Source organism: Flavobacterium sp. HJ-32-4 (assembly GCF_022532105.1).
GTDB lineage: Bacteria > Bacteroidota > Bacteroidia > Flavobacteriales > Flavobacteriaceae > Flavobacterium.
The window spans coordinates 119,011-132,349 of sequence record NZ_CP092832.1 but is presented as its reverse complement, the minus strand read 5'-3'; the positions used below and the strand labels follow the sequence as shown (position 1 = coordinate 132,349).

The 13,339-nt window shown below is 49.5% G+C and carries 12 protein-coding genes, 1 tRNA gene and 1 pseudogene; 3 read left to right on the top strand and 11 right to left on the bottom strand.

Annotated features, from left to right (window positions below; translation table 11 throughout):
• Nucleotides 1–6 precede the first annotated feature (6 nt).
• From MKO97_RS00435 to MKO97_RS00415, 5 genes are all read right to left on the bottom strand, one after another.
• Nucleotides 7–915, bottom strand: coding sequence for a PstS family phosphate ABC transporter substrate-binding protein (locus MKO97_RS00435; protein WP_241104105.1), 909 nt, complete (start codon nt 913–915; stop codon nt 7–9).
• Between the two features lie 233 nt (nt 916–1,148).
• A complete protein-coding gene (locus tag MKO97_RS00430) occupies nt 1,149–1,949 on the bottom strand; it encodes an energy transducer TonB (RefSeq protein WP_241104104.1) in 801 nt (266 codons plus the stop codon).
• A gap of 16 nt (nt 1,950–1,965) precedes the next feature.
• Nucleotides 1,966–2,526: a biopolymer transporter ExbD gene (locus tag MKO97_RS00425; protein WP_241104103.1), complete on the bottom strand. Its 561-nt coding sequence runs from the start codon at nt 2,524–2,526 to the stop codon at nt 1,966–1,968.
• 11 nt (nt 2,527–2,537) lie between these two features.
• Nucleotides 2,538–3,152 (bottom strand): biopolymer transporter ExbD, encoded by a 615-nt coding sequence (locus tag MKO97_RS00420; RefSeq protein WP_241104102.1) that lies wholly within the window; start codon nt 3,150–3,152, stop codon nt 2,538–2,540.
• A 26-nt stretch (nt 3,153–3,178) separates the two neighbouring features.
• Nucleotides 3,179–4,018 (bottom strand): MotA/TolQ/ExbB proton channel family protein, encoded by an 840-nt coding sequence (locus MKO97_RS00415; protein WP_241104101.1) that lies wholly within the window; start codon nt 4,016–4,018, stop codon nt 3,179–3,181.
• Between the two features lie 394 nt (nt 4,019–4,412).
• Between MKO97_RS00415 and MKO97_RS00410 the strand changes: the two genes are divergently transcribed.
• Both MKO97_RS00410 and MKO97_RS00405 read left to right on the top strand, forming a co-directional pair.
• Nucleotides 4,413–4,781, top strand: coding sequence for a DMT family protein (locus MKO97_RS00410; protein ID WP_241104100.1), 369 nt, complete (start codon nt 4,413–4,415; stop codon nt 4,779–4,781).
• 69 nt (nt 4,782–4,850) lie between these two features.
• Nucleotides 4,851–6,146, top strand: a complete 1,296-nt coding sequence (locus MKO97_RS00405) for an NAD(P)/FAD-dependent oxidoreductase (protein WP_241104099.1) — start codon at nt 4,851–4,853, stop codon at nt 6,144–6,146.
• On the opposite strand, the pseudogene MKO97_RS00400 reads toward MKO97_RS00405, so the two are convergent.
• A pseudogene (locus tag MKO97_RS00400) lies at nt 6,117–7,467 on the bottom strand (FAD-dependent oxidoreductase). The gene MKO97_RS00405 and the pseudogene MKO97_RS00400 overlap by 30 nt on opposite strands.
• 95 nt (nt 7,468–7,562) lie before the next feature.
• On the opposite strand from MKO97_RS00400, the gene MKO97_RS00395 reads away from it, so the two are divergent.
• Nucleotides 7,563–7,721 carry a DUF2256 domain-containing protein gene (locus MKO97_RS00395; protein WP_241104098.1) on the top strand — a complete coding sequence of 53 codons (159 nt, stop codon included), beginning with the start codon at nt 7,563–7,565 and terminating at the stop codon, nt 7,719–7,721.
• Between the two features lie 3 nt (nt 7,722–7,724).
• Here the strand turns inward: MKO97_RS00395 and MKO97_RS00390 are convergent, their stop codons facing one another.
• From MKO97_RS00390 to MKO97_RS00370, 5 genes are all read right to left on the bottom strand, one after another.
• Nucleotides 7,725–10,097 (bottom strand): penicillin acylase family protein, encoded by a 2,373-nt coding sequence (locus tag MKO97_RS00390; protein WP_241104097.1) that lies wholly within the window; start codon nt 10,095–10,097, stop codon nt 7,725–7,727.
• 36 nt (nt 10,098–10,133) lie between these two features.
• Nucleotides 10,134–11,399 (bottom strand): kynureninase, encoded by a 1,266-nt coding sequence (gene kynU / locus MKO97_RS00385; RefSeq protein ID WP_241104096.1) that lies wholly within the window; start codon nt 11,397–11,399, stop codon nt 10,134–10,136.
• A 68-nt stretch (nt 11,400–11,467) separates the two neighbouring features.
• Complete coding sequence (gene era / locus MKO97_RS00380; protein ID WP_241104095.1) at nt 11,468–12,349, bottom strand: GTPase Era; 882 nt, start codon at nt 12,347–12,349, stop codon at nt 11,468–11,470.
• Nucleotides 12,350–12,376: 27 nt separating this feature from the next.
• Nucleotides 12,377–13,015: a hypothetical protein gene (locus MKO97_RS00375; protein ID WP_241104094.1), complete on the bottom strand. Its 639-nt coding sequence runs from the start codon at nt 13,013–13,015 to the stop codon at nt 12,377–12,379.
• A 124-nt stretch (nt 13,016–13,139) separates the two neighbouring features.
• Nucleotides 13,140–13,212: transfer RNA gene (locus MKO97_RS00370), tRNA-Met, on the bottom strand.
• Nucleotides 13,213–13,339: the final 127 nt, after the last annotated feature.

Genomic DNA, 13,339 nt, shown 5'->3' with positions numbered 1-13,339 from the left:
CTTGAATTATTTAGTTGTATTTATTTCTTTTCTAATGTTGATGATCCGGGACGGCGTACGCTCTGGAAGCAAACCGGATTTCAAAACGATTCGCTGTCCGTCCTGACCCGCAAGATAAGAAGCAAAACCCGTACCCAGGCCCGCTTTCCCCTGATAATTTAACAGGTAAAGTGTTCGGATAAGTGGGTAGGTTCCCAACGCCAGATTGGTTTGGTTGGGTTTGTAATAGGTGTCGTCTTTTTTTGCACTTTTAACATTCCGTACGCCCATTACCTTCACTTTCTTCATATACGGTTCCCATTTTTCATAGGGTTGCAGTATCGGATTCAGGGCCGTTACGGCAATAACATTTTCATTTTCGGCGATGTACTTCAGTACCGATTCGTGTGAGTCTAAAGAATAAACGTTTTTCTTAGGGCTTTTATTGAGTCCGGCCAACGAATCGAGCAAACGGACGCTGCCTGAGTTGGGGTTTTCGAACACCAATTTCTTGATAGGGGAGGACTCACCCCTTAGGAATGAAATGACGTCCGAAAGATTGATTACCGTGTCACGGGAGGCCACATTGGTGAGAAACACGACGGCGTCCTTAGCGAAGGGCGTGATCCGCGGTTGGATGCCTTCCGACCTGAATTTGCCTTCTTCTTTTTTCGTCAGCTTCCGTGTCAGTACCGCGATTTCGGCTTTACCCGACAAAAGGGCATTTACGCTTTCCGATTCAGGTAAGCTGTCAAGCGTGAGTTCAGCCGGGTACTGCGTTTTAAATACCCAGTAGGCATCTTCCACGATCGGAAAAACCTCTTCGTCAACGATGATTCGGGCGTGCCCTTTCAGGATAGTCTGTTCTTCGGGATCCTGCTTGCATCCCAACAAAACAAAGCCTATTATAAAAGCAAAAAAAACGGTTCTTTTCATAACAATCATTTCCTCCAGATCAGTCGGGGGAATCGCAGCCATCCGTACACAATAATAAGAATTCCGAAGGGGGTGCGATATCTTCCAAGATTTTCCAACGGGAGTTTATCCCAGAAGATAATCAACAGCCCCATGGCGGTACAAAGCAACAGCAGTGCCCCGCCTATAATAGACAGAAATCGCCGTTTTGGCGATTTCTGTAGTCGTTCATCCGTATGATGGAGGTTTGACATTTAGTTCTGTGGCGTGATCATGATAGGTAGTGAATACTGTACCCGAACACTCCGGCCGTTTTGTACACCCGCTTTCCATTTAGGAGACTTGCGTAGCATGCGTTCGGCTTCTTTACCTGTTCCGTATCCGAGGTCACGAAGTACGCGGATGTCGGTAAGGCTTCCGTCTTTCTCTACAACGAACGTCACAATGATACGTCCTTTGAGGTCAGCGGCATCTTCCGGTGTGTGGTAATTGTTCTGCACCCACTTGTAGAATGCCTGCATACCACCAGGGAATTCGGGCTGCACTTCCACCGATTGGTAAATCTGGTTGGTGTCTTCTACTACGGTTGCATTCTTATCACCTTCACCGGCTTCGTCGATGATAACGGCTTGGCCGTCTTCACGACCCTTGATGTCTTTGTCGCCGACGTTCTTGTCTTTCAGTTCCTCGATGGTCTTGATTTCCTCAACCACTTCCTCTTTTTTCACGACCACCGGTTTCACGAATTTTACTTCGTCGATTTTCGGGGCAGGTGGTGGCGGTGGCGGTGGCGGTACCAAAGGCTTTTTCTCTTCAGGTGGTGGCGCCAATTTCGCCATATCCACCATCGTTACTTTTTCCTGGTCATCGTCGCTAAGGCCACCGAAGTCAATCATCGGGAGGACCATCGTTGTCGCAAAGATGGCGCCGCCGATCAACAGGGCGATCAGTGTCGTCTTTGGGTTTTCTTTGCGAAGTTCGTAGGCGCCGTAGCTTTTGTTTCTGCCCTCGAAGACGATGTCAAGCCAGTCTTTCTTGAAAATATCTAGTTTCATACGTGTCTTTTAGGGTCTATTTGTTTTCTAACAATGCCAACTCTTTCGGCTCGATGTCCACGATGGCATAGGTCGGTACTTTCGTAATCGCCATTTCGTCGAGGATGTCCACGATATTTTTATACTTGGACTTCTTGCTCGGCTTAATGATGACGATGATGCCTTTTTTAGAGGTTTTAGGATCGCCGTACGTTCTGGTAAGGCGCTCTTCTTCCTGAAGGATCAATTTACGGATGCCGTTTTTGCCATAGGCATATTCTTTCGGTGCGATCAGCGGCGTGTCGAACTGACCTGTATAGGCCATCAGTTTGTTGTCGCCACCCACCAAAATGGTCATGGTACGGTCGTCGGCTACTTTGATTTCGTCCTTCGGCTCGTCTTCTTTGTTTTTATCCGGCATCCCCAAGTCCATCGACTGAGGTTTTGACAGCGACGTAGTCAGCATGAAGAAGGTGATGAGGAGGAACGCCAGGTCCACCATCGCGGTGAGGTCTACCTTTGCATTGCTTTTCTTACTGCGTACCTTCTTACTGCCTTTCTTGCCGCCGCCACCGTCGCCGGTATTTAATTCTGCCATGTTCTTTTATATTAGAAGTTTTCGTTTCGCAGACCCGTCACCAGGTTGAACTTGTTGACGTTCTGGTCCTGTAAGATATCCATGATCTTCTTGATTTCCGGATAATCTTCCTTCATATCGCCTTTGATAGCGAAGTTCAACTGATTGCCACGGATTTCATCGTTGGCCCGACGGGCGTTCAATATCCATTCTTTCAGTTGGTTGTCGAGTGAGTCATGCGGAATGCCAGGTTGAATCCCTGCTTTATTCCGGTCAGACGCTTTAAGCGCCAACAGACTTTTTACCTGGTTCACCGGGACGCCGAAGGTTTCGATCAGTGCGAATTTCGCCTTGTCGTCGTCGTTGAACTTTATGTTGAATTGATCTCCCATGAGTTCCAGCGTCTTTTTGCGTACTTCCCTGTCGGTTACGCCAAAAAACACCTTTCCATCTCCTACTGTGATCGTGCTCAGGTCGGTATCCGGCAATTTGGTCTGCACCGTCGAATTCGGGGTGTCGACCGGAAGCGGTTCCGGCATTTTGGCAGTCGCAGTAAGGATAAAGAACGTCAGGAGTAGAAACGCTACGTCACACATCGCTGTCATGTCGATGGACGTCGCTTTCTTTGACATTTTTACTTTAGCCATTTCTTCGGTTTCGTTTTAGGATTGGATTATCCTTTTTGTGCTCCGCGGAATTTGCGGTACGTGTTCACGATCGTAGATCCAGCCTCGTCGATAGAGTAGGTCAGGGTATCGATTTTAGAGGTAAACAGGTTGTACGTGATGATCGCCAACGCAGAGGTTGAGATTCCCGTAGCCGTGTTGATAAGTGCTTCAGAGATACCGTTTGCAAGCATGGCCTGGTCTGGGGTTCCTGCTGTTGCAAGGGCGCCGAAGGCCTTGATCATACCGGTTACCGTTCCGAGGAGACCTGCCAGTGTTCCGAGAGAAACAAGTGTCGAAAGGATGGTCAGGTTTTTCTCGAGCATCGGCATTTCCAGTGAGGTAGCCTCTTCGATTTCTTTGTGGAGTGTCTCAGCAGCCGTTTCGCTGTCGAAACCTTCCTGCTTCACTTCCTGATACTTAACGAGTGCCGCTTTGATAGCGTTGGCTACTGATCCTTGTTGACGGTCACAATCCGCAATCGCAGCTTCGATGTTTCCGTTTTTGATGTTGCCTTGTACGTTCGCCATGAACTTATCGAGAGGGCCTTTTCCAGCAGCTTTCGAAATCACGAAGAAACGCTCGATGGAGAAAGAAACCACCATCAGGAGAAGTCCCATAAGCACCGGTACAATCGGTCCTCCCTTGTATACCATCGCAAGATAGTTACCTGGTTTTGGGTGGCCTTCGTTCGTGCCGCCTTCAAAGTTGGAGCCGGCTCCCATGATGAATTGCCACACCAGCCATCCGATCACGATACATCCTACGATCACCAGGGTGGAGAAGATATTGCCTCCATTCGAACCTCCGTCTTTTTTTGCTACAGGAGCGTTTGCTGCTTTTGCCATTTTCTTAAGATTTTAGATTTTAATTTAAGGGATTTTTTTGGTTAGTTAAATTACAATTATTCTTTAACAGACCGACAAATTTATATTTTTAGGTGATAAAAAAAAATTAAACCGGCTTTTTTAGAAACCCCTTAACGCCTAATCGCAAACGTTTTCAGGGTGGGCTACGGGGGTGCATTTTTTTCATAATTGATAATAATGTTTCTGTTTGGTGTTTTTTTTAAAAATCTTTAGCCTGATTCGCGGCTTGGGGGCTTTTGTGTTGAGGATGCTGCAACCGTGACGCAGGGTTGTAACCGTCCTGTTAAAGTTCCGACTTAACCTTAATTTAATATTAGGAGACAAGGTCAAATCCCGCCGTGAGCCGCTATTTTTGCCGTAAATGTTGTTTCCTATGAAGACCGCCCTGACCTTAGTATTGCTAATTATTTCAAATGTATTTATGACATTGGCATGGTACGGCCACCTTCGTTTTCGCGAAATGAAGTGGTTTGAGAATGCGGGTATCATCACCATCATCCTTATCAGTTGGGGACTTGCTTTCTTCGAATATTGTTTCCAGGTACCGGCCAACCGGATAGGGTATTCCGGTAACGGAGGGCCTTTCAGCCTGTTGCAATTAAAAGTCTTACAGGAAGTTATAACGCTCGTGGTTTTCGTAGTCTTTTCGATCCTTTTCTTCAAGGGCGAGACGTTTCGCTGGAACCATATCCTTGGTTGTGTATGCCTCGTGCTGGCGGTGTATTTTATGTTCCGTAAATAGCTTACAAAACGTTAATCTGCCTGTTCGGTTGGGGGTTATTTGGTACCTTTAAGGTGCCAAATTCACATCATGGAACGTCAAAAACGTATCATCATCGTCGGCGCCGGATTTGCCGGTCTCCGACTTGCACAGGATCTCGAAGGAACACCCTATGAAGTGTTGCTGATCGATAAGTATAACTTCCACCAATTTCAACCGCTCATGTATCAGGTGGCCACTGCGCGCCTGGAACCGGCGAGTATATCATTTCCGTTACGGAAAGTCTTCCATCACACCAAAAACGTGCGGATCCGGATTGCAGAAGTCACGCGTGTGCAGGCGGACAAGCACATCCTCGACACCTCTATCGGGTCATTTTCCTACGACTATCTCGTTTTGGCCCAGGGGTGTACGACGAATTACTTCGGAAATGCTGAGGTGGAAGCACATGCGTTTCCCATGAAATCGGTGCCGGAAGCGCTGCAACTTCGCAACCGTATATTGCAGACCTTCGAAGATACGCTCGGGGCATCCGAGGAGGAACTTCAGGCCATGCTCAACTTCGTTATCGTCGGCGGCGGCCCAACCGGAGTGGAACTCGCCGGGGCATTGGCCGAAATGAAGGTCAATGTACTGCCGAAAGATTATCCCGATAAGGATTTTTCGCGACTGACGATTTACCTCGTAGAAAGTTCCCCGCACACTTTGAACCCGATGAGTGCGGCTTCGCAGAACAAGTCGCAGGAGTATCTCGAGAAGTTGGGTGTAATCGTCCGAACCAACACTTTGGTCAGCAATTTCGATGGTAGAATTGTCACCTTCCAGTCAGGTGAAACGATTCCGGCGCGAAACGTCATCTGGGCGGCGGGTGTCATTGGGAATAGCCTGGAGGGCATCCCGGCAGAAGCCCTCGCGCGCGGGCGCCGTCTTCGTACCGATAGACAGAACAGGATTGTTGGGATGGAAGGCGTGTTTGCATTAGGTGACATCGCGTATATGGAAACGCCGAAGTATCCGCATGGACATCCGCAGTTGGCGGCCGTTGCGATTCAGCAGGGACAGCATTTGGCCCGCAATTTCAAACGGATGCTGAAACAGGAAACGCTACCGGATTTTGAATACCGTGACAAAGGTTCAATGGCGACGGTCGGTAAACGCAAAGCGGTGGTCGACCTACCCAATTTCAGTTTTCAAGGCCGGCTTGCGTGGTTGACCTGGATGTTCGTTCACCTCATGCTCATTTTGAGTGTGAAGAATAAGATTGTCATCTTCATCACATGGATGTACAGCTACCTGAACAACGACAGTACGCTTCGGATTTTATTGAAACCGGCCAGCAAGAAAGCCGTGCTGCCCTTATCCGAGACCGTTCGCCAGGAGGTGTAGGATGCGTTGCTCAACGGCTTCGCTGTCCCATTGGTTTTCGATATCGTCCATATCCATCACCTTATCCATAATGGCATTCTGGAAGTTACCTAATTCAAGCGCTTCGGCATAGGGGCGGTGGGAAAACGTGACGCGGCTATACAACGGCAGCCATTTATCCGGATGGCGTTCGGCGAAGCGTTTCTCGATTTTCTTTTGTAAGAGGAACCGGTCATCCGCTGTCTTCGAACTCATTTCCATAAAGTTACGGTAGGACAGCTCAGCAATGGCGTCGGCATTCGGTTTCCGGGATTTTTCATATTCCGAAAATACTTTCTGCCAATCATCCCCATACGCTTCGATCATTTCGTTGAGGATGGTGATGTCTTCGAACCCTGCATTCATGCCCTGACCGTAAAAAGGCACGATGGCATGGCAGGCATCGCCGATGAGCGCCACTTTATCGGTGGAGGTCCACGGGAAACACTTCATCGTAACCAATGAACTCGTCGGGTTTTTAAAGAAATCATTGGCGAGTTCCGGAATCACTTCCACTGAATCAGGGAAATTCTCTTCAAAGAACCGCTCGACCGACTCGCGATTCACGAGAGAGGCAAACGAATTGTCGCCTTCAAACGGCATGAAAAGGGTGCAGGTAAAGCTGCCATCCAAATTGGGCAGGGCGATCAGCATATAGTCACCGCGAGGCCAGATGTGGAATGAATTCTTATCGAGTTTGTGCGAACCGTCCGCGTTGGGCGGGATGTTTAGTTCTTTGTATCCGGTTGCTAGGAATTCCTGTGAATAATTGTACATATTCTGGCGTTGCATCCGGTGGCGGATCCGCGAGAAGGCCCCATCGGCGCCAAACACTTTGTCGTACGGGAGATCGGTCCAGGCACCCTGTTCCGTTTCCCCCATATGCAGCGTAGCATCGGCCAGCGTCACATCCCAAATGCGGTGGTTGAAAAAGAAGGTTGCGCCAGCCTCTTCTGCCAGGTCGATCATCTTCCGATTCAGTACGCCGCGCGAGATCGAGTAAATCGCCTCCCCGTGCAAAACCATACGGCTGGTAGGTCATGCGGTCTTTGAGGTGAATGGCGCGTTTGTCCATTGGGATGGCGATCTTTCGCACTTCCTCCCCAATACCTACACCATCAAGGGCTTTCCATCCGCGATCGGACATAGCAAGGTTGATGGATCGGCCGGTAAAATTGACGGTTCGGATGTCTGCGCTTCGGTCGAAAACATGTACGGTATGTCCGTGGCGGCGCAGGTAAATGGCCAAAAGCGAACCGACCAATCCGGAACCAACAACCGCGATTTTTTGGGGTTTTTGCATCACTCCGTTCGAAAAGTGTGTAAAAGTAATCATTAATCGCCTAAACATTCCTGAATGGAGCCGATATATTAAGGGTGTGAGGCTATATTTGCAGTATGCGGGGCGTACGTAAACAGGATTTGCCAACCAAGATATGTGTCACCTGTGGCCGGCCGTTCACATGGCGGAAAAAATGGGAACGCGACTGGGAGCAGGTGCGGTATTGTTCGGATCGGTGCCGGTCAGGAAAAAAAGAGACTGCTTCCGGATCCTGACCCTTATCGTTTCGGCGAAAACTGCATCTTTTGCCGAAGTGACCTGATTTTCGCTTCATTCAATAGCATCGGCCTGAATTTCCCTTCTACATATAACGCTGCCTGATCGTCATAATGCGGACTTGTAAACACACCGGATTCCCCGGTAGGTAGCACCGCACGGCTGTTTTCGATGTTCGAAAAGTCGATAATCCGACGGGTCGAGGGGCCGGCTTTTATGGTGTGTTTTGCGTCGTCGGAATACAGGAACAGTTGGTTGTTGATCACTTCATTCGATCCTGAGACAGGCGTAGGTCCCACATTGAAGAAAGGTCGAAAGAGGGCGACGGCGCCTAAGGGGTGCGGGTGTTCGAGTTGGTGGACGTCACCCCATTTCCATCCGTCTAGTTCAGGGCCCAGTTGGGTGGTGAGGCTGGCCATCGCATCATGGAAGGAACGCGTCAGGATCTCACTGCGGTTTTCCCGCTTTTTCGTCCTGATATCATCCCACCAGGGTGATGCCGGGTTGGCTAACTGTCGTTCGATCATTTGCTTGACCACATGCGTGCCGATCAACAGATCGAAATTTTCCTTTCCAAGTTCGTCTTCCAGAGTGTTCTTCAGATAGAAGAACAGCCATTTGTTATACAGCACTGGCGCGGCCTCAGCAGTAGCATTGGTGCCTTTCCAATGCCGTAGCAGCGTGATGGCTTCTTTGTCACGCTCCTCGCGGATACCCGACAACGAGGCCAGCATTTGTCGAAGGTTGGGTAGAGCGGATACGGATGTATGGTCAAGGGTCATGCGTTCGACATCGGCTGCCGTCCAGTTGTTTTTGGCATTGAGAAGGGATTCGATTCGGGAGGCCCGGTCGTGGGGCAGGTAATAACCCGGATACAGGTAACCGTCGACGGCCTCGTGTTGGTTGTTGGCGGAATAGACGAAACCGCTTTCCGGATTAACGGCGCCCGGATTTTTGGCAAAATCGAGGTATTCCTTCCAATCGTCATCGCCTTCCCCTTTCAGGATAAAGTTCGGGTTCACGGACGGTTTCTGTTTGTAGAGCTTTCCGGCGGCGATCCAGGCAATGTTTCCACGGGCATCGCCATACATCACGTTGAGTCCGGGTGCGTGAATGAGCGAAACGCCGGTCGCGAAATCGTTTTGGTTGCGGGCATGTGAAATCCGGTAGGTCGCTTCCAATAACTTATTCGGGTGTTGGGTATACACCCACGATAGGGCCACAGGCGTTTCTTTTTTCACGCCGTCGAGCACGCCGTTTACCAAAGGTCCATGCCTGGATATCTTCACTTTTAGTGTTACGTCGGCGCTGTCTTTTACCTTGATTGTTTCGATGCGTGTCGTGTAGTTTTTGTACCCTTCCGGCGTCAGGTATTGCCCGTTGGCGTTTTCCTTTTCGTGGAAGAGATCGAGGTCGTCGTTTTCAAACATCGTCAAACCATACGCATAGGAATGGTTATGACCGAGAAGGGGGAAAGGGGTTCCGGCGAGGTAAAATCCGTACATCTCATGACCGGGCGTGTGAATATGGGCTTCGTACCAGGTGGCCGGTTGGGAGAAACCAATATGCGGGTCATTTTCAAAGATGACCTTCCCCGATGCGGTTTTCGAGCCGCCTATTACCCATGAGTTGCTGCCGATAAAGGCCGGGGCGGGTGAGGTCTCAAGCAGCGAGGATACCGAACGGGAGATGGCGGCGAATTCAAGGGCTTTTCCCTTCGATGTTTTAAGCCGGGTGATGTGGCTGCTTCCGTCGAGGCCAAAATCGTCTAAGTACGACATGCCATAGCGGTTGCGGATGTCGGTCAGAAGTGGGTCTGTTTTTTGCGCCATCGCGAAACTGAACGACATAAATCCAAAAACGTTGTAAACGTCTTCCAGCGTGAACGGTTTCTTTTCGATACCCAGAAGCGTGAACTCAATGGGTGTGTCGCCCTGTTCCATATATTGGTTGATGCCGTCTACATAGGCCATCGCCAAACGGTAGGATTCGGAGTTGGGGTCGAGTTCCGCTACTGACTTTTTGGAGTATTCCGCAATACCGGTCGCGGCAAAAAAGCGGTCGGTTTTCAGCAACTTGCTACCGAATAGTTCCGACAGTCGGCCCGGCGCAATCCGGCGTAGGATTTCCATCTGCCACAGGCGGTCCTGGGCGTGCACGTAGCCCAGCACGCGTTGTGCATCGGTTTCGTTTTCGGCAAAAATGTGGGGGATGCCGTAGTCATCGAAGTAGACGTCGGTGGTATGCGACAACCCCTTTATTGAGGCATCTCCTTCATAATCAGGCGCCAGTGACTGGCAGTATACATAAATAAAGAGGGCAATGCTGACCAGGACGGCCAACAGTGCCCCTAGTATTTTCGTTCGACGTTTCATATCCGGTTAGGTTACCCGGACAAGGTACGAAAGTTTCTAACGCGCCGTAATTCCGCTTTTCAAGATCTGTCCGAACCGGTACATATCTTCGAATCGGGTGTAAAAAGGAACAGGCGCAAGGCGGATGACATTTGGTTCGCGCCAGTCGGTGATGACGCCATTGGCCATCAGGTACTCAAACAGGCTGCGTCCTTCGCCATGAAGGAAGACAGACAACTGGCAGCCGCGTTCGGCGGGTGTTATTACTTCGAAATTGCCGTTTGTTTCGCGTCCGATTTCGGTAAGGATGAATTCGAGGTAGGAAGTAATGCGATCCCGTTTGGCGATGAGGCGTTCCATTCCGACTTCTTCGAACATTTCGAGTGACGCCAGATAAGGTGCCAGCGACAACACCGGAAGGTTGCTGACTTGCCAGCCATCGGCGCCATTGACAGGATCGAACACCGGTTCCATCTTGAACCGTCGTTCTTTGTTATGCCCATACCATCCGGCGAAGCGGTGAAGTGAGGTGTCGTGGTGGTGTTTTTCGTGGATGAAGCAGCCTGAAGCGTTGCCGGGACCGGAGTTCATATACTTATAGGAACACCAGGCGGCGAAGTCCACATCCCATTCGTGCAGGGCGAGTTCGACGTTTCCGGCGGCGTGGGCGAGATCCCATCCGACGTAGGCACCCTTTTCGTGTCCCGCGCGTGTAATGGTTTCCATGTCAAACACCTGTCCGGTATAATAGTTCACGCCCCCGATCAGCACCAATGCCGTCCGCTCACCGATTGTACGGATGGTCTCCAACACATCTTCGAGGCGGATATTTTGTTCGCCGGGGCGGCGTTTGATTTCAACGATGGCATCTGACGGGTCAAAACCATGGAATTTCACCTGGCTTTGTAGCATATATTGGTCGGAAGGAAATGCTTTTTCCTCACAGATAATCTTATACCGGTCGGGGGTAGGACGGTAAAAGGATACCATCAGTAAGTGGAGGTTGACCGTCAGCGTATTCATGACCGTTATTTCCGACGGTTTGGCGCCGACTATTTTTGCAAGGGGACGCGCGAGTCTTTCGTGGTAGTCCCACCAGGGTTTTTCTGCATAGAAGTGCCCTTCTACGGCCATCGACGCCCAATCGTGCATGATTTCGTCGACGTAGGCTTGGGTGCGTTTGGGCTGAAGTCCTAATGAGTTTCCTACAAAGTAAATGACATCCTGGCCATGGTGTTGCGGAAAAAGGAATTCGTTTCGGTACGGAGCGAGGTCGTCCTGCGCATCGAGTGTGCGCGCGTAATCGAGCGTATTTTCAAACATGTGGCTGCTTTTGGAAGCGTAAAGGTAGTGAGAAGTAGGAAACCACGCTATTGAAAAAGGGCCGTTTTCTATCCCAGATCGTAGCCAAAACGGCGCAGTTGCCGCTTATCGGAACGCCAGTCTTTGTTGACTTTTACAAAAAACTCGATGTGGATTTGCTTCCCGAAAAACTTTTCCAGGTCGGCGCGTGCGGCCACTCCGACTTTTTTGATAGCGGCACCTTTATGGCCAATGATAATGCCCTTCTGGGTGTCTCGTTCGACCATGATGACCGCGCGGATCCGGATGATGTTTTCATCTTCCTGGAATTCCTCCGTTTCCACTTCCACCGCATACGGGATTTCCTTATCGTAGTACAATAGGATTTTTTCGCGGATGGTTTCATTGACAAAAAACCGCTCTGGCTTGTCGGTCAGGGCGTCTTTTGGGTAGTACGGAGGCGATTCGGGTAACAGTTCCAGAATTCGTGTGAATACCTCCTGGACGTTGAAGTTCTCGAGCGCTGACAAGGGGATGATTTCGGCGTTCGGCACGAGTTCTTTCCAATGCGCGACCTGCGCTTCAAGGTCTTCCTGGTTGGTTTTGTCGATTTTATTAAGCAGCAGCAATACTGGAATCTTGGCATTGACGATTTTGCGGAAGAAATCCTCGTCTTTCAGGGCTTTTTCGCCCGTTTCGACCATATATAGTAATACGTCGGCGTCTTCGAAGGCTGATTTGACAAACTTCATCATCGATTCCTGCATCTCATAGGCCGGTTTGATGATGCCGGGCGTGTCTGAAAACACTACTTGGAAGTCGTCACCATTGACGATGCCGAGGATGCGGTGCCGGGTGGTCTGTGCTTTCGACGTGATGATGGAAAGACGTTCCCCTACCAGTGCATTCATGAGTGTCGATTTCCCGACGTTCGGGTTTCCTATGATATTGACGAATCCGGCTTTGTGCATGGAAGAGAGAGTAAGTGTGTAATAAGTTTATTTCTTGATTGCTTTGCAGCAGACCATGGTGTCATTTTCGAGCAGTATTACTTCTGTCACCTCAAGATTCGTATACTTTTGGATCACATTTTTGAGCGTGTACGGGCTGAACCAGTAGTTGTGGTCTGGGTGTACGATTTCGATGAACTGATCGGTCGTTTCGTGATTGCGTTTCATGTGCTTTTGGGCAAAGCAATTGGGGGCGGTAATGTAAAAGGTAGTTGCATCCACAGAGGCGATGCCTTCCAGGAAAGAGCGAACGTTATCTACGTGTTCGATGGTTTCCGGCACCAGGCAAATATCGTACGTCCTTCCCTCCAATTCCGAAAATTGGGAAAAGTACTCCTGGTCAACATATTTCCGTAATTCCTCTATGCCTTCCAGATCGATATCGAAGCCGTGAAGCACCTCCGTATGTTTCGAAAGGTGAATATGAAGGTTATACGAAGGGTTAAAGATCGGGTAGTCGTTACAGCCAAAATGGATGACCTTTTTATTCCTGCAGGCGTTTTCAAAAAAAAGGAACCGATCCTGAACGCTGTGTTTGGCTACCTTTTGTACCCAAAAGGTGTCGATGCGTTCATGGAGTGGTCGTTCCGGAAAAAACAATTGCCTAAGTTTTGCGCGAATATTCATGTTGCGGGGGTTAGGTGTTGCAAGCTACACTTTTTTTAGGAAGTCTGTCAACACTGGATCCGGTTGCAGGGTTTCTGTAAGCAAAAAACCGGAACCACTGGTGTAAGTGATTCCGGTTTTGTAGTAGCGGGAACAGGACTCGAACCTGTGACCTTCGGGTTATGAGCCCGACGAGCTGCCTACTGCTCTATCCCGCGATATAGATGCAAAGATAGACGGTTTTTCGCGCAGCGCAAGCGTTTTAAGAAAATTTTAGAAAAAACGATTGAAATTCCTAATTTTTCACTCATACCACATTAAATAGCGCATAAAGAGCGATAATTT